The sequence below is a fragment of the Streptomyces sp. CB03234 genome, assembly GCF_001905885.1.
Taxonomy (GTDB): Bacteria; Actinomycetota; Actinomycetes; order Streptomycetales; family Streptomycetaceae; genus Streptomyces.
The window spans coordinates 283936-303884 of the sequence record NZ_LIYH01000007.1 but is presented as its reverse complement, the minus strand read 5'-3'; the positions used below and the strand labels follow the sequence as shown (position 1 = coordinate 303884).

Below are 19949 nucleotides of genomic sequence, written 5' to 3'. Positions count from 1 at the left end.
CCGTCCAGCCGCCTAGGCTGGCAGGCATGGCCACGTTGATCCTCGTACGGCACGGACGCTCGACCGCCAACACCGCCGGCGTGCTCGCCGGCTGGACGCCCGGTGTCACCCTCGACGAGCGCGGCTCCGCGCAGGCCGCCGCGCTGCCCGGCCGGCTGGCGGGGGTGCCGCTCGCGGCCGCCGTCACCAGCCCGCTCCAGCGGTGCCGTGAGACCCTCCAGCCGCTGCTGGACGCCCGCCCCGGCCTGCCGCTGCACACCGACGAGCGGATCGGAGAGTGCCACTACGGCGACTGGTCCGGGCGCAAGCTCGCCGAACTCGCCGACGAGCCCCTCATGGAGGTCGTCCAGCGGCACCCCTCCAACGTGGCCTTCCCCGGCGGCGAGTCGATGCGCGCCATGCAGGCGCGCGCCGTCGAGGCCGTACGCGACTGGAACGCGCGCGTGGAGGCGGAAAACGGGGAGGACGCGGTCTATGTGATGTGCTCGCACGGCGACATCATCAAGTCGCTCGTGGCCGACGCCCTCGGAATGCATCTCGATCTGTTCCAGCGGATCCATGTGGATCCTTGTTCCGTGACGGCGATCCGTTACACCCGCCTGCGGCCGTCTCTTCTGCGGCTCGGCGACACCGGCGACTTCGGCGGGCTGATCCCGCGCGAGGAGCCCGGCGGCGAGGCCGCGGAGGTCGGCGGCGGCGCGGGAGCACCGTGATCGATTCGCACAGTAGGGTGGACGGGCCGCAGCGCCGCCGTCCGAACTGAAGCAAGGGAGAGGGAACGTGTCCCGTCAGGTATTCCTCTATGACCCACCGGAGCGCTTCGTGGCCGGCACGGTCGGGCTGCCTGGTCGCCGTACGTTCTTCCTCCAGGCATCGGCAGGGGGCCGGGTCACCAGCGTCGCCCTGGAGAAGACCCAGGTGGCCGCGCTCGCCGAGCGGATCGACGAGCTGCTCGACGAGGTGGTGCGGCGCACCGGGGGCAACGCCCCGGTGCCGGCCGTCGCGCCCTCCGACGTCACCGACACCGCGCCCCTGGACTCCCCGGTGGAGGAGGAGTTCCGGGTCGGCACGATGGCGCTGGCCTGGGACGGCGAGGAAGAGCGCATGATCGTCGAGGCGCAGGCGCTCGTCGAGCTGGACGTGGAGTCCGAGGAGGACCTCGCGGAGGCCGAGGAACGGCTCCTCCAGGACGAGGAGAACGGCCCGCCCATGCTGCGCGTCCGGCTCACCGGGGCGCAGGCGAGGGCATTCGCCAAGCGCGCCCTGGACGTGGTCAACGCGGGGCGGCCGCCGTGCCCGCTGTGCAGCCTGCCGCTCGATCCGGAAGGACACGTATGCCCGCGCCAGAACGGATACCGCCGGGGAGCCTGACGGCGGTGGAGCTGCTCGACCTGCTCGCCAAGGGCGAGTTGACGGTACGCGGCCAGGTTCGCGAGGCGTCCAACGCGGTGCTGTTCTGTTCCGTCGCGTACGAAGACCAGGAAGCCGACTGCGTCTACAAACCCGTCGCCGGGGAGCGCCCCCTGTGGGACTTCCCCGACGGGACGCTGGCGCAGCGCGAGGTCGCGGCGTACGAGGTGTCCGAGGCGACCGGGTGGGGCCTGGTGCCGCCGACCGTCCTGCGGGACGGGCCGTTCGGCCAGGGCATGGTCCAGCTGTGGATCGAGGGCGATCCGTCCGTCTCCCTCCTGGCGCTCGTCGAGGACGAGGTACCGGGGGAGGGCTGGAAGGCGGTGGGCCTCGCGCAGGTGGGGGAGGACCGCACCGCCCTGCTGGTGCACGCCGACGACGTACGGCTGCGGCGGCTCGCCGTGCTCGACGCGGTGATCAACAACGGTGACCGCAAGGGGGGCCACCTGCTGCCCGCGCCGGACGGCCGGCTGTACGCCATCGACCACGGCGTCACCTTCAACGTGGACGACAAGCTGCGGACCCTGCTGTGGGGCTGGGCGGGCGAACCGCTCCCGGAGGAGGCCCTGGAGGTCCTCGCCCGCCTGGCCGCCTCCCTGGCGCCCGGCGCCCCCCTGGCCACCCGTCTGGCGGAGCTGATCACCCCCGACGAGATCGCGGCGGTACGCTCCCGCGTCGCCGCCCTGCGCGCGTCGGGACACCACCCGGAACCTTCGGGCCAGTGGCCCGCCATCCCCTGGCCCCCGGTCTGACCCGACCCGCACGGCGGTACGGCCCGGGGCCACCGGCTTGCCCGTCGGGCTGGGCACCCTGAGCCCTGGGCCCGACGTGGTCCGCACGGCGGTACGGTCCCGCGCCACCGCCTTGCCGTGGGGCTCGGCATCCTGAGCCCTCGGTGCCTTGACCCCTTGTCTGACGCAGGCCCCGTGGCGGCACGGCTCCGGGTGCCGCGTTGCGTGTGTTCGGGTCGTCGCCCTGAGCCTTCGGGCAGGTGGCCCGGGGTCCCTTGGCCCCGGTTCTGACGCGTTCTGACGCGGGCCCGCGTCGGCCCTGGCGGAGCCTTACGCCGTCTGCCGACCGGCGGTGGGTGGGGGACGGCCCGCAGGGGGTGCCTCGTGGGTACCCGAGCGGGGCGGCAGCGGATGCACAGGTCGTACGGACGCGCAAGAGGGCCTATTCGGTCATGATCCCGCATCCGGTTCGTATCCGGAACACCCGTCCGGTTACGCTCGTGACATGCATGCCTGGCCCGCTTCTGAGGTCCCCGCCCTGCCCGGCAAGGGCCGCGACCTCCGGATCCACGACACCGCGACCGGTGGACGAGTGACCCTCGACCCCGGCCCCGTCGCCCGTATCTACGTCTGCGGCATCACGCCGTACGACGCGACCCACATCGGTCACGCGGCGACCTACAACGCGTTCGACCTCGTTCAGCGCGTGTGGCTCGACACCAAGCGGCAGGTTCACTACGTCCAGAACGTCACCGACGTGGACGATCCGCTCCTGGAGCGGGCCGCCCGGGACGGTATCGACTGGGTCGGGCTCGCCGAGCGCGAGACGTCGCTGTTCCGTGAGGACATGACCGCCCTGCGGATGCTTCCGCCCCAGCACTACATCGGCGCCGTCGAGGCGATACCCGGCATCGTGCCGCTCATCGAGCGGCTGCGGGACGCGGGTGCCGCGTACGAACTCGAGGGCGACATCTACTTCTCCGTCGAGGTCGACCCGCACTTCGGTGAGGTCTCGCACTACGACGCCGAGTTCATGCGGGCCCTGTCCGCCGAGCGCGGCGGAGACCCGGACCGCCCCGGCAAGAAGAACCCGCTCGACCCGATGCTGTGGATGGCCGCCCGCGAGGGCGAGCCCAGCTGGGACGGCGGCAGCCTCGGCGCCGGCCGCCCCGGCTGGCACATCGAGTGCGTGGCCATCGCCCTGGACCATCTGGGCATGGGCTTCGACGTCCAGGGCGGCGGCTCCGACCTGGTCTTCCCGCACCACGAGATGGGCGCCTCGCACGCCCAGGCGCTCACCGGCGAGTACCCGTTCGCCAAGGCCTACGTCCACGCCGGGATGGTCGCCCTGCACGGCGAGAAGATGTCCAAGTCGAAGGGCAACCTCGTCTTCGTCTCCGCGCTGCGCCGCGAGGGCGTCGACCCGGCCGCCATCCGGCTCGCCCTGCTGTCGCACCACTACCGCGCGGACTGGGAGTGGACCGACCAGGTGCTCCGGGACGCCGTGGAGCGGCTCGGCCGCTGGCGTGCCGCGGTCTCGCGCCCCGACGGGCCGTCCGCCGACGGGCTGGTCGACGAGGTGCGTGAGGCGCTGGCGGACGATCTGGACGCCCCCGCCGCCCTCGCGGCCGTGGACCGCTGGGTCGCCCGCCAGGAGGCGGAGGGCGGTACGGACGAGGGCGCGCCCGGTCTCGTGTCGCGTACGGTCGACGCCCTGTTGGGCGTGGCGCTGTAGGCGCGGGTCCTGTTACGGCGGCGGGGCGGCACCTCATCCGAGGTGCCGCCCCGCGGCTGTCAGTCCTCCTGGGTGTCCGGGGGACCGTCGTCGTCGGATTCCTCCGCCTTCGGCGGCTTCGGCGGCCGCGTCCGCCCGCTCGACGTGTCACGCAGGTACGAGCTGTCGCCGAGCTCGGTTGCATGCCCCGGGCCGCCGTCGCGCCGCCGCAGGTACCGCTCGAACTCACGGGCGATGGCCTCGCCCGACGCCTCCGGGAGCTCCGCGGTGTCCCGCGCCTCCTCCAGCGTCTGGACGTACTCCGCGACCTCGCTGTCCTCCGAGGCCAGCTGGTCCACGCCGACCTGCCAGGCCCGCGCGTCCTCGGCCAGCTCACCCAGCGGGATGCGCAGGTCGATCAGGTCCTCCAGCCGGTTGAGCAGGGCCAGCGTCGCCTTGGGGTTCGGCGGCTGCGACACGTAGTGCGGCACCGCCGCCCACAGGCTCACCGCCGGTACGCCCGCGTGCGTGCAGGCCTCCTGGAGGATGCCGACGATGCCCGTCGGCCCTTCGTACCGGGTCTCCTCCAGGTCCATGGTGCGCGCCAGGTCCGGGTCGGACGTGACGCCGCTGACCGGCACCGGCCGGGTGTGCGGGGTGTCGCCGAGCAGCGCGCCCAGGATCACCACCATCTCCACGCCCAACTCGTGGGCGAAGCCGAGCAGCTCGTTGCAGAAGGAGCGCCAGCGCATGGACGGCTCGATACCGCGCACCAGCACCAGGTCGCGCGGCTTGTCGCCGCCCACCCGGACCACCGACAGCCGGGTGGTGGGCCACGTGATCTTCCGTACCCCGCCGTCCAGGTACACCGTGGGCCGGTTGACCTGGAAGTCGTAGTAGTCCTCGGCGTCGAGCGCCGCGAACACCTCGCCCTTCCACTCCCGTTCCAGGTGTGCGACCGCGGTGGAGGCGGCGTCGCCGGCGTCGTTCCAGCCCTCGAACGCGGCCACCATGACCGGGTCGATCAGCTCGGGAACCCCCTCGAGCTCGATCACCCAGGCCTCCTTCCGAAAGTTCCGTGCGTACGGACCAACCTTACGGCTTTCCGGGGCCCCGCCCGCAGCCCCTGTACACGTCCGAGTGCTGTACCGACCGAGATCCACTACCCACGACGACCGGCGGAAACACGGCGGGAATCCAGCCGATTCATCCGAGCGCTGCGGTCGTCGTCCTGAGGCACCGCTCCACGCCGGCCACATGCGCCGTCGCCCACGAGCGGGCCGCCTCGGCGTCCCGGTCGCGGAGCGCCGCGAGGATCGCCCGGTGCTCGTGGAGCGTGCGGCCGACCGCGTCCTGCTGGGCAAGACCGCGCCAGACGCGGGCCCGGGTCGTCGGCCCGGACAGGCCGTCCAGCAGCGCGCCGAGGACCGCGTTGCCCGCGGACATGACGATGGTGCGGTGGAACTCCAGGTCGGCGGCGGCCAGTTCCTCCACCGACGCCTCGTCACCCAGCGCCTCCAGCCGGCGCTCCAGCGCGTCCAGCTCCGCCTCCGAGATGCGGCTCGCGGCCATACCGGTGGCGGCGGGCTCCAGGATGCGGCGTACGGCCAGGAACTCCAGCGCCGTGTCGTCGCGGTGGAAGTCCACGACGAAGCCGAGCGCCTCCAGCAGCAGTTGCGGGTCGAGGCTGGTGACGTACGTGCCGTCTCCCTGGCGTACGTCGAGGATGCGGATCAGCGACAGGGCCCGCACCGCCTCCCGCAGGGAGTTGCGCGACAGGCCCAGCTCGGCGGCGAGTTCGCTCTCCTTGGGGAGCCGGTCACCGGGGCGCAGCGCGCCCGAGACGATCATCCCCTTGATCCTCTGGATCGCCTCGTCGGTCACGGCCATGGCTGGGTCCCCCCTCAGACATCCGATCTCTGAGCGTACAACGAGGGCGGCCCCTCAGGGGCCGCCCTCGTCATCCGGTACGTCAGGCCTTCTTGCCGAGCATGTCCTCCACCCTGGCGCGGATCTCGTCCGTCGCCAGGCCGCGGATCGTCAGCGTCGTACGGCGGCGCAGCACGTCGTCCGCCGTCTCGGCCCACTCGTGGTCCCGGGCGTAGGCGACCTGCGCCCAGATCTCCGGCGCGTCCGGGTGGATGCGCTCGGCCAGCTCCGGGTCGTCGTTGGCCAGGCGCGCGATGTCGAAGGAGAGCGAGCCGTAGTGCGTGGCCAGGTGTCGGGCGGTGTCGGCGGCCATGCGCGGGCCGGGCGTACCGCCGTCGACCAGCAGCCGGTGGGCGACCGCGTTGGGGTTGGCTATGCCGGGCAGCGGCAGCTTCTTCGGGAGCCGGGAGATCGGCTCCATGTCCTCGCCCAGCGGGTGGCCGGGCAGGGACGCCAGCTTGTTCATCACCGTACGGCCGATGTGGCGGAAGGTCGTCCACTTGCCGCCGGCGACCGACAGCATGCCGCCGCGGCCCTCGGTGACGACCGTCTCGCGCTTGGCCTTGGAGGTGTCGCCGGGCCCGCCCGGCAGCACCCGCAGACCCGCGAAGGAGTACGTGATCAGGTCCCGGGACAGCTGCTGGTCGCGGATGGAGAACGCGGCCTCGTCCAGGATCTGGGTGATGTCCTTCTCGTTCACCGCGACCTCGCCGGGGTCGCCCTCGTACTCCTCGTCGGTCGTACCGAGCAGGAGCATGTCCTCCCAGGGGAGGGCGAAGGTGATGCGGTACTTGTCGATCGGGGTGGCGAGAGCCGCCTTCCAGGGGGAGGTGCGCTTGAGGACGAGGTGCGCGCCCTTGGACAGGCGGATGGAGGGGGCCGCCTTCGGGTCCTCCATCCGGCGTAGGTGGTCGACCCAGGGGCCGGTGGCGTTGAGGACCAGGCGGGCGTCCACCCCGAACTCGTCACCGCTGGTGCGGTCGCGGAGGTCGGCGCCGGTGACCCGGCCCTTGGTGAAGCGCAGTCCGGTGACCTCGGCGTGGTTGAGGACGGTGGCACCCGCGTCGACGGCGGCGCGGACCGTCATCAGGGCCATGCGGGCGTCGTTCATCTGGTCGTCGCCGTACACGGCCACGGCCTTGAGGTTGTCGGTGCGCAGCTCCGGCACGTCCTGCGCGGCCTTGGCGGGGCTGAGCAGGTGGCCGACGCCGTCGCCGAAGGCGGACAGGGCCGAGTAGGCGAAGACGCCGGCGCCGAGCTTCGCGGCGCCGTGCGGCCCGCCCTTGTAGACCGGCAGGTAGAAGGTGAGCGGGTTCGCCAGGTGCGGGGCGACCTGGCGGGAGACCGCACGGCGCTCGAAGTGGTTCTCCGCGACCAGCTTCACCGCGCCGGTCTGCAGATAGCGCAGACCGCCGTGGAGGAGCTTGGAGGAGGCGGAGGAGGTGGCGCCGGCGAAGTCGCCGGCGTCCACCAGGGCCACCCGCAGCCCGGACTGCGCGGCGTGCCAGGCCGTGGAGATGCCCAGGATGCCGCCGCCGATCACCAGGAGGTCGTAGGTGGCCTTGGAGAGCTGCTCCCGCGTCTCGGCACGGCTCGGCAGGGAACCGGCAGCCGGGTGCGTCCCGAGGGCCGGGACGCTCTGCAGGGTGGTCATGTCGATTTACTCCTCGTCCTCGATCCAGCCCATGGTCCGCTCGACGGCCTTGAGCCAGTTCTTGTACTCGCTGTCACGCTTGTCAGCGTCCATGCGGGGGGTCCACTCGGCGGCCCTGCGCCAGTTGGCGCGCAGCGCGTCGGTGTCGGGCCAGAAGCCGACGGCCAGGCCGGCGGCGTAGGCGGCGCCGAGGCAGGTGGTCTCGGCGACCATGGGGCGCACCACGGGCGCGTCCACGAAGTCCGAGAGGGTCTGCATCAGCAGGTTGTTGGAGGTCATGCCGCCGTCGACCTTGAGCGCGGCCAGTTCGACGCCGGAGTCCTTCGTCATGGCGTCGGTGATCTCGCGGGTCTGCCAGGCGGTGGCCTCGAGCACGGCGCGCGCGATGTGCGCCTTGGTGACGTACCGGGTCAGGCCGGCGATCACACCGCGGGCGTCGGAGCGCCAGTACGGGGCGAACAGGCCGGAGAAGGCCGGTACGAAGTACGCGCCGCCGTTGTCCTCGACCGAGGAGGCGAGGGTCTCGATCTCGGCGGCGGAGTTGATCAGGCCCATCTGGTCGCGCATCCACTGCACCAGCGAGCCGGTGACGGCGATGGAGCCCTCCAGGGCGTACACCGGGGCCTGGTCGCCGATCTTGTAGCCGACGGTGGTGATCAGACCCGAGTACGAGTTGATGATCTTCTCGCCGGTGTTCAGCAGCAGGAAGGTGCCGGTGCCGTACGTCGACTTGGCCTCGCCCTCGGCGAAGCAGGTCTGGCCGAACAGGGCCGCCTGCTGGTCGCCGAGCGCGGAGGCGACCGGGACGCCGTCGAGGACGCCGCCCTTGACGTGGCCGTACACCTCGGCGGAGGAGCGGATCTCGGGCAGCACGGCCGCCGGGACGCCCATGGACTCGAGGATCTTCTGGTCCCACTCCATGGTGTGGAGGTTCATCAGCATGGTGCGGGAGGCGTTGGTGACGTCGGTGACGTGGTGACCGCCGTCGACGCCGCCCGTGAGGTTCCAGATGACCCAGGAGTCCATGGTGCCGAAGAGGATGTCGCCGCGCTCGGCGCGCTCGCGCAGCCCCTCGACGTTGTCGAGCATCCAGCGGATCTTCGGACCGGCGAAGTACGACGCGAGCGGCAGGCCCGTCTCGCGGCGGAAGCGGTCCTGGCCGACGTTGCGGCCGAGCTCCTTGCAGAGGGCGTCGGTGCGGGTGTCCTGCCAGACGATGGCGTTGTGGACGGGCTCACCGGTGTTCTTGTCCCACAGCAGCGTGGTCTCGCGCTGGTTGGTGATGCCGATGGCCTTGACGTCGGCCGAGGTGATCCCGGCCTTCTCGATGGCGCCGGCGACGACTTCCCGGACGTTGGTCCAGATCTCGGCGGCGTCGTGCTCCACCCAGCCGGGCTTGGGGAAGATCTGCTCGTGCTCCTTCTGGTCGACGGAGACGATGCGCCCGTCGCGGTCGAAGACGATGCAGCGGCTGGAGGTGGTGCCCTGGTCGATGGCCGCGATGAACGGGCCGGTGGTGTGTGCGTCGGTCACGGTTGCTCCGTTAAGTCTGTGAGAAGGACGGCTCAGGCGAACGCGATGTTGTAGATACCCGCGGCGAGGGCTCCGCCGATCAGCGGGCCGGCGACGGGGATCCAGGCGTAGCCCCAGTCGGAGCCGCCCTTGTTCGGCAGCGGGAGCAGGGCGTGCACGATGCGCGGTCCGAGGTCACGGGCCGGGTTGATGGCGTAGCCGGTCGGGCCACCCAGCGAGAGGCCGATACCGACCACGACCAGGGCCACCATCAGGCCGCCGATGGTTCCCAGGCCCTTGCCGCTGTCGTTGAGGCCCTGGGTGAGGACCGCGAGCACCAGTACGAGCGTGCCGATGATCTCGGTGGCCAGGTTCTGCCAGACGTTGCGGATCTCGGGGCCGGTCGAGAAGACACCGAGGACGGGGCCGGCCTTGCTCGCGGCCTCGTTGTGCGGACCCTCGATGGCCTTGTCGGCCGGGTCGCCCACGATCTCGCGATCGGTGAGGTGCGCGTGGAACTGGCCGTAGTAGGCGATCCAGACCAGGGCCGCGCCGATCATGGCGCCGAGGAGCTGGCCCGCGAAGTAGACGGGGACGTTCTTCCAGTCCCCGTCCTTGACCGCGATGCCGACCGTGACGGCCGGGTTGAGGTGCGCGCCGGAGAGGGAGCCGGTCATGTAGACGGCGGTCAGGACCGCGAAGCCCCACCCGAGGGTGATGGCCAGCCAGCCGGCGTTCTGCGCCTTCGAGCGCTTGAGTACGACGGCGGCGACCACGCCACCGCCGAGCAGGATGAGTACGGCGGTACCAATGATCTCGCCGATGAAGATGTCGGAGCTGGACACCCGCGACTCCTTTGTCCTTCGTCCAGGGGAAGGCGAACCCCGGGTCCCTCCGGTGGTCCGCGCCCTCAGGTGAGGGCGTTAACCGGCCTCTGGCATTGCCACACTCTAGCGTGATTGCCGGTAGGTGTTCGACAATGCCGACCGATGCACGGCAGTTTTGCCCCCGCATAAACGTGACGTCAAGAGTTCTGTTGGCCGAAATGCGTTCGTTACCGATGATGCGCGCGTGGCGTCAGAATCGCCCGGCGCCCAGGTCGCGGGAGACCGCGCGGGCGCAGTCCCGTACCGCCGCCACCAGCTCGGGGCGCAGCTCACCGCCGTTGCAGACCCGCTCCACGGCGCCCGTGATGGCCACCGCCCCGACCGGCATCCGGCGCCGGTCGTGGATGGGGGCGGCCACCGCGGCGACGCCGTCCCAGGTCTCCTCCACGTCCGCCGCCCAGCCCCGCGCCCGGGTCATGTCCAGCACGGCCTCGAAGTCCTCCAGGTCCGTGACGGTGCGCGGGGTGAACGCCTCGCGCTCCACCTCCAGCGCCTCGGTGTGCGCCACCGGGTCGTACGCCGACAGCACCTTGCCCAGGGCCGTGGAGTGCAGCGGCTGCATGGCCCCGACCTCCAGGACCTGGCGGCTGTCGTCGGGGCGGAAGACGTGGTGGATGACGAGTACGCCGTGCTGGTGAAGCACCCCGAGGTGGACACTCTCACCGCTGGAGCGGGCCAGGTCGTCCGTCCACACCAGGGCGCGGGCGCGCAGCTCGTGCACGTCGAGGTAGCTGTTGCCGAGGCGCAGCAGCTCCGCGCCCAGCTGGTAGCGGCCGGAGGCCGCGTCCTGCTCGACGAACCCCTCCGCCTGCAGAGTGCGCAGAATGCCGTGCGCCGTGCCCTTCGCCAGGTCCAGCGACGACGCGATGTCCGACAGGCCCAGACGGCGCTCCCCGCCCGCGAGCAGTCGCAGCATCGCCGCCGCACGTTCCAGCGACTGGATGTTCTTCGGCATCGCCCGGCCCTTCTCCCTCAGTTCGACAATGCTGAACACTATCGGTCGTTGCCGACCATGAGCCACATCGAGGAACCCCCCGAGCACCCGTGCGACCGGACGCCGCCGCTCCAGCATGCCGTCCAACCTCTGGAACAAAATGTCCACCCCGGCGGGTACGCGGTTACTCTGGCCCGGTGCACCTTCCCCTGAAGGTGCAAAGCCGACAGCCGTCGCACTCCAGGGAGCACTTCCATGGCCTCGTCGCCGACCCTCGCCGCTGACAGCACTCAGAACACTGACAGCAGGACCCGAGCCGCAGCCCTCCGCCAGGCCCTCACCACCCGTGTGGTCGTGGCCGACGGAGCCATGGGCACCATGCTCCAGGCACAGGACCCCACCCTCGAGGACTTCCAGAACCTCGAGGGCTGCAACGAGGTCCTCAGCATCACCCGGCCCGACATCGTCCGTTCGGTCCACGACGAGTACTTCGCCGCCGGCGTCGACTGCATCTCGACGAACACCTTCGGCGCGAACCTCTCCGCGCTGGCGGAGTACGACATCGCCGACCGCGTGTACGAGCTGTCCGAGGCCGCCGCCCGGATCGCCCGCGAGGCCGCCGACGAGTGCACCTCCTCCACCGGACAGCAGCGCTGGGTCCTCGGCTCCATGGGCCCCGGCACCAAGCTGCCGACCCTCGGACACGTCCCGTACCTCAAGCTGCGCGACGCCTACCAGCAGAGCGCCGAGGGCATGATCACGGGCGGGGCGGACGCCCTGGTCGTCGAGACGTGCCAGGACCTGCTGCAGGCGAAGTCCGCCGTCCTCGGCGCCCGCCGCGCCCTTGACGCCATCGGCGTCGACCTCCCGCTCATCGTCTCGGTCACGGTGGAGACGACCGGCACGATGCTGCTCGGCTCGGAGATCGGTGCGGCACTGACGGCGCTGGAGCCGCTGGGCGTCGACATGATCGGCCTGAACTGCGCCACCGGGCCGGCCGAGATGAGCGAGCACCTGCGCTACCTGGCCCGCCACTCCCGCCTCCCGCTGTCGTGCATGCCGAACGCGGGCCTGCCGGTGCTGGGCAAGGACGGCGCGCACTACCCGCTGACGCCCGTCGAGCTGGCGGACGCGCAGGAGACGTTCGTACGCGAATACGGGCTGTCGCTGGTCGGCGGCTGCTGCGGTACGACGCCGGAGCACCTGCGGCAGGTCGTGGAGCGGGTGCGGGAGCTGCAGCCGGCGCCGCGCGATCCGCGTCCGGAGCCGGGCGCCGCGTCGCTGTACCAGACGGTGCCGTTCCGGCAGGACACGGCGTACATGGCGATCGGTGAGCGGACCAACGCCAACGGGTCGAAGAAGTTCCGTGAGGCCATGCTGGACGGCCGCTGGGACGACTGTGTGGAGATGGCCCGGGACCAGATCCGTGAGGGCGCCCACATGCTCGACCTGTGCGTCGACTATGTGGGCCGGGACGGTGTGGCGGACATGGAGGAGCTGGCCGGCCGGTTCGCCACCGCCTCCACCCTCCCCATCGTGCTGGACTCCACCGAGGTGGAGGTCATCCGTGCCGGGCTGGAGAAGCTCGGTGGCCGCGCGGTGATCAACTCGGTGAACTACGAGGACGGGGACGGACCGGAGTCGCGGTTCGCGAAGGTGACCGCCCTGGCCAAGGAGCACGGTGCGGCGCTGATCGCGCTGACCATCGACGAGGAGGGCCAGGCCCGCACGGTCGAGACGAAGGTGGCGATCGCCGAGCGGCTGATCAACGACCTGACAGGGAACTGGGGCATCTGCGAGTCGGACATCCTGATCGACTGCCTGACGTTCACCATCTGCACGGGTCAGGAGGAGTCGCGCAAGGACGGTATCGCCACCATCGAGGCGATCCGGGAGCTCAAGCGCCGCCACCCCGACGTCCAGACCACCCTCGGCCTGTCGAACATCTCCTTCGGTCTGAACCCGGCCGCGCGGATCCTGCTGAACTCCGTGTTCCTCGACGAGTGCGTCAAGGCCGGCCTGGACTCGGCGATCGTGCACGCCTCGAAGATCCTGCCGATCGCACGGTTCGACGAGGAGCAGGTCACCACCGCGCTCGATCTGATCTACGACCGGCGCCGTGAAGACTACGACCCGCTGCAGAAGCTGATGGAGCTGTTCGAGGGCGTCAACACGAAGTCGATGAAGGCGGGCAAGGCCGAGGAGCTGGCCGCGCTGCCGCTGGACGAGCGCCTCAAGCGCCGCATCATCGACGGCGAGAAGAACGGCCTGGAGGCCGACCTCGACGAGGCCCTCACGACCCGCCCCGCCCTGGACATCGTCAACGACACCCTGCTGGACGGCATGAAGGTGGTCGGCGAGCTGTTCGGCTCGGGCCAGATGCAGCTGCCGTTCGTGCTGCAGTCCGCCGAGGTGATGAAGACGGCGGTCGCCCACCTGGAGCCGCACATGGAGAAGGTGGAGGGCGACGAGGGCAAGGGCACCATCGTCCTGGCCACGGTCCGGGGCGATGTGCACGACATCGGCAAGAACCTCGTCGACATCATCCTGTCCAACAACGGCTACAACGTGGTCAACCTCGGCATCAAGCAGCCCGTCTCCGCGATCCTCGAAGCGGCCGAGGAGCACCGGGCCGATGTCATCGGCATGTCGGGTCTCCTGGTCAAGTCGACCGTGATCATGAAGGAGAACCTGGAGGAGCTCAACCAGCGCGGCATGGCCGCCGACTACCCCGTCATCCTCGGTGGCGCCGCCCTGACCCGCGCCTACGTCGAGCAGGACCTGCACGAGATCTACCAGGGCGAAGTCCGCTACGCCCGGGACGCGTTCGAGGGCCTGCGCCTGATGGACGCGCTCATCGCCGTCAAACGCGGCGTGCCCGGGGCCGCCCTGCCCGAGCTCAAGCAGCGCCGGGTGCGCCCCACGGCCGGCGCCCTGGCCGAGGAGCAGGAGCCGGAGAGCGGGGTCCGGTCCGACGTGGCCACCGACAACCCCGTACCCACGCCGCCGTTCTGGGGCACCCGGGTCGTCAAGGGCATCCAGCTCAAGGAGTACGCGTCCTGGCTGGACGAAGGCGCCCTGTTCAAGGGCCAGTGGGGCCTGAAGCAGGCCCGCACCGGTGACGGACCGACGTACGAGGAGCTGGTGGAGACCGAGGGCCGGCCGCGGCTGCGTGGCTGGCTGGACAAGCTCCAGACCGAGAACCTGCTGGAAGCCGCGGTCGTCCACGGCTACTTCCCCTGCGTGTCCAAGGGCGACGACCTGATCATCCTCGACGACAGCGGCAACGAGCGCACCCGCTTCACCTTCCCGCGCCAGCGCCGCGGCCGGCGCCTGTGCCTGGCGGACTTCTTCCGCCCCGAGGAGTCCGGCGAGACCGATGTCGTCGGTCTCCAGGTCGTCACCGTGGGATCGAGGATCGGTGAGGCCACCGCCGAGCTGTTCGCCTCCGACTCCTACCGCGACTACCTCGAACTGCACGGCCTGTCCGTGCAGTTGGCCGAGGCGCTGGCCGAGTACTGGCACGCGCGGGTCCGTGCCGAGCTGGGCTTCGCGGCCGAGGACCCGGCGGACGTGGAGGACATGTTCGCGCTGAAGTACCGCGGCGCGCGTTTCTCGCTGGGCTACGGCGCCTGCCCCGACCTGGAGGACCGCGCCAAGATCGCCGACCTGCTCCAGCCGGAACGGATCGGCGTCCACCTCTCCGAGGAGTTCCAGCTCCACCCCGAGCAGTCCACCGACGCCATCGTCATCCACCACCCCGAGGCGAAGTACTTCAACGCGCGATAACACAGGACACGACGTACACTGGTCGGTCCAGTGCAGGCCGGTCGCTTTCCCTGTGGGAACTCAGCGGGATTTCTCAGCGGACTCCCCAGGAGACTTCCCACCGGGAGAGCGATCGGCCTTCTCGTCCCTCCATGGAGGTGTGCCGGATGACCAGTACGGTCCCCGCGTCCTTGACCCGCATGGCCGAGGGCTCCGCCCTGCAGGCGGTCTTCCTCGACATGGACGGCACACTCGTCGACACCGAGGGTTTCTGGTGGGACGCGGAGGTCGAGGTCTTCGGTGAGCTGGGTCACACCCTCGACGAGTCATGGCGGGACGTGGTGGTCGGCGGGCCGATGACCCGCAGCGCCGGCTACCTCATCGAGGCCACCGGTGCCGACATCACCCTCGCCGAGCTGACCGTGCTGCTCAACGAACGCTTCGAGCAGCGCATCGGCCGCGGCGTCCCCCTCATGCCGGGCGCCGAGCGGCTGCTCGCCGAGCTCGCCGCGCACAACGTGCCCACCGCGCTGGTCTCCGCCTCGCACCGCCGCATCATCGACCGCGTCCTGCACTCGCTCGGCCGCGACCGCTTCACGCTCACCGTGGCGGGCGACGAGGTGTCCCGTACGAAGCCGCACCCCGACCCGTACCTGCTGGCCGCGCGCGGGGTCGGCGCCGAGCCGGGCAGATGCGCCGTCATCGAGGACACCGCCACCGGTGTCGCGGCCGCCGAGGCGGCGGGCTGCCGGGTGGTCGCCGTGCCGTCCGTGGCACCCATCGCCCCCGCGGACGGCCGTCTCGTCGTGCGGTCGCTGGAAGAGATCGATCTGCGCTTTCTGCGGACATTGATCACGCGAATGAACTGATCGCACACCCAGGGTGCGACGCGGAATAGCGGCGAAAACTCAACGCACCTGACCGTGCATTTTCCGTTACCCCGGCAAAGGCTTTTCGAGAGTGACCTTCGTCACTCTGAGTGTCGCGGTCCGCATGGACGGAAAGGCCCACATGCCCGGAACACGGCACTTCCTCCATGACCATGTGTCCGCATACGTGGAGTGGTGTACGAATCATTCCGGCGCATAGAGATCGAGGGTCCCGCATTACTGATCACTGTCTGATGCGGTCTCAACTCGGCCCCGTTCCTGCACGTGTGGCGTCGCCTACTAATCTCTTGCCGAGAACTTCGCCGCAGTTTCCGCGTGTCCCCGTCCGGCCACCAAGCCCACGGGAACACAGGATCGATCGCTCTGTATCCCGGCCCGATCGCTCCGCCCCGACCGGGCGGACGCGGCGGAGTGTCCGCACACCGCTGTACCCAGTGCCGGATGAGGAGAACGTCCAGAATGAACCGCAAGACCTTGGTGCTGCCGGCCGTGCTCGGCCTGCTCGCCCCCGTGCTCGTCGCCTGCGGCGGCACCGGCGGCGGCTCCGGCGGTGACGCCATCGTCGTCGGTACCACGGACCGGTTCACCGCGTCCAAGGACGCCTCCGCCCCCTTCGACCCGGCCTTCGCCTACGACACCGGCGTCTGGAACGTGCTGCGCCAGACCGTCCAGACCCTGATGCGCGTACCGCGCGGCAGCGGCTCCCCGGTGCCCGAGGCGGCCTCCCAGTGCGGCTTCACCGACCGGGCGAGCGAGAGCTACCGCTGCACCCTGCGCGACGGCCTGGTCTTCGCGGACGGCACCCCCCTGACCGCCAAGGACGTGAAGTTCTCCATCGAGCGGGCCCTGGCCATCAAGTCGGACAACGGCGCGGCCGGCCTCCTGTCGAACATCGACACGATCGAGACCAAGGGCGACGACGAGATCGTCTTCCACCTGAAGAGCCCGGACGCCACCTTCCCGTACAAGCTGTCCACCCCCGTCGCCGGCATCGTCAGCAGCGAGAAGTACGAGGCCAAGAAGCTCCGCGACGGCTTCCAGGTCGACGGCTCCGGCCCGTACACCATGAAGGCCGAGGTCAGCGGCGACCACGTCACCAAGGTCGTCTTCACCAGGAACGCCCACTACAAGGGCGACATCAAGCTCCGCAACGACAAGGTCGAGCTGCGGTCCTTTGACGGTGCCCGCGCGATGGGCGAGGCCCTCGAAGCCGGCGACATCGACATGATCACCCGGACGATGTCGCCCGAGCAGGTCGAGGACCTCAACGAGAACCCCAAGCCCGGCATCAAGGTCACCGAGGTTCCCGGCCTGGAGATCCGCTACCTCGGCTTCAACACCGACGATCCGTCCGTCAAGGACAAGGCGGTCCGCCAGGCCATGGCCGCCGTCGTCGACCGGGACCAGCTCGCCGGCAAGGTGTACGGGGCGACCGCGACCCCGCTGTACTCGCTGATCCCGTCCAGCATCACCGCACACACCAACTCCTTCCTCGACAAGTACGGCGAGCCGAACCGCAAGAAGGCCACCGCCATCCTGCGTGACGCCGGCATCACCGCCCCGGTGAAGCTGACGCTGCATTACACCAGCGACCACTACGGCGACGGCACCGCCAAGGAGTTCGCGGCGCTGCGCGACCAGCTCAATGCCACCGGCCTCTTCGACGTCACCGTCGAAGGCGCCAAGTGGTCCGAGTTCCGCCCCGCCCAGAAGCGCGGTGAGTACGCGGTGTACGGCCTGGGCTGGTTCCCCGACTTCCCGGACCCCGACAACTACATCGCGCCGTTCCTCGACGCGGACAACTTCCTCAACACCCCCTACGTCAACAGCGCCACGCGCAGCCGGCTCCTCCCCGAGTCGCGCCGCGCGGCAGACCGCAACGCCGCCTCGTCCGCCTTCGCGCAGATCCAGGACATCGTCGCCGACGACGTCCCGGTGCTGCCGCTGTGGCAGGGCAAGCAGTACGTCGCCGCCCGCGACGACGTGACCGGTGTCGAGTGGGCGCTGAACACCTCCTCGGACCTGCAGCTCTGGGAGCTCGGCCGAGGTATCGCCTGACCCTGCTGTACCCGGCCGCGCACACGGGCTCGGCCGGCGATGAGATCCAGAGGCAAGGTTCCTGTGAAGGCACACAACAAGTGGCTGACGGCCCCGCTCGCCGCGGGGCTTGCGGCCGCCCTGCTGAGCGGCTGCGGCGAGGAGAAGAGCGGCGACGCCGGTGGCTCCAGTGGTTCGGTGACCGTCGGCATGTCCGACGAAGTTCTGGCGACGGACCCCGCCGCCGGTTACGACCCGGGCTCGTGGCTGCTGTTCAACAACGTCTTCCAGTCCCTGCTCAGCTTCCCCAAGGGCGCCTCGGTGCCCCAGCCGGAGGCGGCCGACAAGTGCGGCTTCGACCAGGGCGGCAGCAAGGTGTACCGCTGCACGCTGCGCGACGGGCTGAAGTTCAGCAATGGCAACCCGCTCACCTCCGAGGACGTCAAGTTCTCCTTCGAGCGGGCGCTGAAGATCAACGATCCGGCGGGCCCCGCGCCGCTGCTCGCCACGATCGACAAGATCGACACGCCGGACGACAAGACGGTCGTCTTCACCCTGAAGGTCCCCGACGCCACCTTCCCGAGCAAGATCGCTTCGGGTGCGGGTTCCATCGTCGACCACCGCGAGTACAAGGACGGGGAACTGCGCGAGGACGGCAAGGCCGTCGGCTCCGGCCCGTACAAGCTCGACTCGTTCACCGAGGGCGAGGCCGTCTTCTCGCCCAACCCCGACTACCGCGGCACGGCCAAGGTGAAGAACGGCGGCGTCACGCTGAAGTTCTTCCACGGTGACCGCAAGGCTCTGGGCACCGCCCTGCAGAAGGGCGACATCGACGTCGCCTACCGTGGCCTCGCCGCGGCCGACATCGCCGAGATCCAGGCCACCGACACGTCGGCCGAGAACGAGATAGAGGTCATCGAGGGGTCCAGCGCCGAGGTGCAGCACCTGGTGTTCAACGTGGACGACCCGGTCGTCGGCAAGCTCGGCGTACGCAAGGCCATCGCCTACCTCGTCGACCGCGACGCCCTCGTCACCAACGTCCACCGGTCGACCACCACCCCGCTGTACTCGATCATCCCGGCGGGCATCGTCGGCCACAACACGGCCTTCGTCAACGAGTACGGCGACCAGCCGCAGCCCGAGAAGGCCGAGCAGGCGCTGCGCTCCGCCGGCATCGACGGCAAGGTGAAGCTCACCCTCTGGTCGACGCCCAGCCGTTACGGCCCCTCCACCGACGAGGAGCTCAAGGCGATCGCCAAGCAGCTCAACACCAGCGGGCTGTTCGACGCGACGGTCAAGTCCGTCGAGTTCTCCCAGTACGAGAAGGACATCCAGGCCGGCAAGTACGGCGTCTACGTGAAGGGCTGGGTCCCCGACTACCCGGACCCGGACAACTTCACGCAGCCGTTCTTCGGCGAGGGCAACGTCCTCGACAACAACTACGAGAACAGCAAGATCACCGGCACGCTCGTCCCGCGCACCGCCGCGACCGCCGACCGGACCGCCGCCGGCGAGGACTTCGGCAAGCTCCAGGACCTGGTGGCCGAGGACCTCCCGGTCCTGCCGCTGTGGCAGGGCAAGCAGTACGCGGTCGCCCGCGACGGCATCACGGGTCTGGAGTGGACGCTGGACGCGTCCACCGTCTTCCGCTTCTGGGAGATCAAGAAGGGCTGATACCAGCCCATACGAAAGCGGGGTGCCCGACGCCGGTCGGGCACCCCGCTTTCACGTACTACCGGTCACTGGGCGCCGGGACGCACCAGACCGCTCTCGTACGCGTACACGGCGGCCTGGACCCGGTCGCGCAGGCCCAGCTTGGTCAGCACATGACCCACATGAGTCTTGACCGTCGTCTCGCTGACGAACAGGTCGGCGGCGATCTCGGCGTTCGACAGCCCGCGCGCCACCAGCTTCAGCACTTCGACCTCACGGTCCGTCAGCGTGTTCAGCGCGTCCGGCACGGGCTCCTCACCGGAGGGCAGGTGGTCCGCGTACTTGTCGAGCAGCCGGCGCGTGATGCTCGGCGCGAGCATCGCCTCGCCCGCCGCGACCACCCGGATCGCCTGCACCAGCTCATTGGCGGGCGCGTCCTTCAGCAGGAAGCCGCTGGCCCCGGCGCGCAGCGCCTCCACCACGTACTCGTCCAGATCGAAGGTCGTCAGCACCAGCACCTTGGCCGGTCCGTCCCGGCCGGGGCCGGTGATCTGCCGGGTCGCCTCCACGCCGTCCATGCGGGGCATCCGGATGTCCATCAGCACCACATCGGGCTGCAGCGCCCGCACCTGGTCGAGAGCCTGGAGGCCGTCCCCGGCCTCACCGACGACCGCGATGTCCTGCTCCGCCTCCAGAATCATCCGGAAGCCGGTGCGCAGCAGCGGCTGGTCGTCGACCAGTAGGACGCGGATAGCCACAGGTACTCCTTCACGGCTCAGCTGACCGGGCCCATTCTGCCCTGGCCGTCCCGCCCCGACTCCGCCGGTCCC

15 protein-coding genes are annotated in these 19949 nt (G+C 70.2%); 8 read left to right on the top strand and 7 right to left on the bottom strand.

Going from position 1 to position 19949, the window contains the following annotated elements:
• Positions 1–26 precede the first annotated feature (26 nt).
• The 4 genes from AMK26_RS29950 to mshC all read left to right on the top strand — a co-directional run bounded on the left by AMK26_RS29950 (position 27) and on the right by mshC (position 3876).
• The gene (locus AMK26_RS29950) at positions 27–713 is read left to right on the top strand and encodes a histidine phosphatase family protein (protein WP_073758358.1); all 687 of its coding nucleotides are present in this window, start codon (positions 27–29) and stop codon (positions 711–713) included.
• 67 nt (positions 714–780) lie between these two features.
• Entirely contained in the window at positions 781–1371 is a 591-nt protein-coding gene (locus tag AMK26_RS29945) for a DUF3090 domain-containing protein (protein ID WP_073758356.1), read from the top strand.
• On the top strand, positions 1335–2162 hold the full coding sequence (locus AMK26_RS29940; protein WP_073758354.1) for an SCO1664 family protein: 828 nt from the start codon (positions 1335–1337) through the stop codon (positions 2160–2162). The genes AMK26_RS29945 and AMK26_RS29940 overlap by 37 nt, the downstream gene beginning before the upstream one ends.
• Before the next feature lie 484 nt (positions 2163–2646).
• Entirely contained in the window at positions 2647–3876 is a 1230-nt protein-coding gene (mshC, locus tag AMK26_RS29935; RefSeq protein ID WP_073758352.1) for a cysteine--1-D-myo-inosityl 2-amino-2-deoxy-alpha-D-glucopyranoside ligase, read from the top strand.
• Positions 3877–3935: 59 nt separating this feature from the next.
• On the opposite strand, the gene AMK26_RS29930 is transcribed toward mshC, so the two are convergent.
• From AMK26_RS29930 to AMK26_RS29905, 6 genes are all read right to left on the bottom strand, one after another.
• The gene (locus tag AMK26_RS29930; protein WP_073758350.1) at positions 3936–4910 is read right to left on the bottom strand and encodes a PAC2 family protein; all 975 of its coding nucleotides are present in this window, start codon (positions 4908–4910) and stop codon (positions 3936–3938) included.
• Positions 4911–5061: 151 nt separating this feature from the next.
• Positions 5062–5745 carry a FadR/GntR family transcriptional regulator gene (locus AMK26_RS29925; RefSeq protein WP_073758348.1) on the bottom strand — a complete coding sequence of 228 codons (684 nt, stop codon included), beginning with the start codon at positions 5743–5745 and terminating at the stop codon, positions 5062–5064.
• An 82-nt stretch (positions 5746–5827) separates the two neighbouring features.
• Positions 5828–7438, bottom strand: a complete 1611-nt coding sequence (locus tag AMK26_RS29920) for a glycerol-3-phosphate dehydrogenase/oxidase (RefSeq protein WP_073758346.1) — start codon at positions 7436–7438, stop codon at positions 5828–5830.
• 6 nt (positions 7439–7444) lie between these two features.
• The gene (gene glpK / locus AMK26_RS29915; protein ID WP_073758344.1) at positions 7445–8971 is read right to left on the bottom strand and encodes a glycerol kinase GlpK; all 1527 of its coding nucleotides are present in this window, start codon (positions 8969–8971) and stop codon (positions 7445–7447) included.
• A gap of 32 nt (positions 8972–9003) precedes the next feature.
• The gene (locus tag AMK26_RS29910) at positions 9004–9795 is read right to left on the bottom strand and encodes an MIP/aquaporin family protein (RefSeq protein ID WP_073758342.1); all 792 of its coding nucleotides are present in this window, start codon (positions 9793–9795) and stop codon (positions 9004–9006) included.
• Between the two features lie 232 nt (positions 9796–10027).
• Positions 10028–10792 (bottom strand): IclR family transcriptional regulator, encoded by a 765-nt coding sequence (locus AMK26_RS29905; RefSeq protein WP_073758676.1) that lies wholly within the window; start codon positions 10790–10792, stop codon positions 10028–10030.
• A gap of 234 nt (positions 10793–11026) precedes the next feature.
• Here AMK26_RS29905 and metH point away from each other — a divergent pair, with 234 nt between their 5' ends.
• From metH to AMK26_RS29885, 4 genes are all read left to right on the top strand, one after another.
• The gene (metH, locus tag AMK26_RS29900; RefSeq protein ID WP_073758340.1) at positions 11027–14560 is read left to right on the top strand and encodes a methionine synthase; all 3534 of its coding nucleotides are present in this window, start codon (positions 11027–11029) and stop codon (positions 14558–14560) included.
• A 146-nt stretch (positions 14561–14706) separates the two neighbouring features.
• On the top strand, positions 14707–15408 hold the full coding sequence (locus tag AMK26_RS29895) for an HAD family hydrolase (RefSeq protein WP_073758338.1): 702 nt from the start codon (positions 14707–14709) through the stop codon (positions 15406–15408).
• A 480-nt stretch (positions 15409–15888) separates the two neighbouring features.
• Positions 15889–17487, top strand: coding sequence for an ABC transporter substrate-binding protein (locus AMK26_RS29890; RefSeq protein WP_073758336.1), 1599 nt, complete (start codon positions 15889–15891; stop codon positions 17485–17487).
• A 63-nt stretch (positions 17488–17550) separates the two neighbouring features.
• Complete coding sequence (locus tag AMK26_RS29885) at positions 17551–19140, top strand: ABC transporter substrate-binding protein (RefSeq protein WP_198944199.1); 1590 nt, start codon at positions 17551–17553, stop codon at positions 19138–19140.
• A 65-nt stretch (positions 19141–19205) separates the two neighbouring features.
• Here AMK26_RS29885 and AMK26_RS29880 read toward each other — a convergent pair whose 3' ends face one another.
• A complete protein-coding gene (locus AMK26_RS29880) occupies positions 19206–19877 on the bottom strand; it encodes a response regulator (protein WP_064069109.1) in 672 nt (223 codons plus the stop codon).
• Between the last annotated feature and the right edge of the window lie 72 nt (positions 19878–19949).